1 pseudogene is annotated in these 327 nt (G+C 70.6%); it reads right to left on the bottom strand.

The annotated features are described in order from the left end of the window. Positions 1–327, bottom strand: a pseudogene (locus tag ACLQ28_RS34585) (acyl transferase); the annotation flags it as partial.

Raw genomic sequence — 327 nt, 5'->3', positions numbered from 1 at the left:
ACCTCGTCCAGGGCCTCAGCGAACCGGGGATACACCCCCGCCAACGCCACACCCATCCCCGCACGCTGCGCGCCCTGGCCCGGGAACAAAAACGCCGTCCTACCCGACACCGGCGAACCCGCGAACACACCCACACCCGGCTCACCCGCGGCCAACGCGGCCAGGCCAGTCAGCAACGACTCCCGATCACCAGCGACCACCGCAGCCCGCTGCGACAAATGCGCCCGCGCCGTCGCCAACGACCACGCAACATCGACCACCGAGACCTCAGGCCGATCGAGCAGGAACGACCGCAACCGCTCCGCCTGCCCCCGCACCGCCAACTCG

It is taken from the genome of Micromonospora sp. DT201 (assembly GCF_049841575.1).
Lineage (GTDB): Bacteria > Actinomycetota > Actinomycetes > Mycobacteriales > Micromonosporaceae > Micromonospora.
The sequence above is the reverse complement of the archived record's forward strand: the minus strand, read 5'-3'. Positions and strand labels throughout refer to the sequence as shown.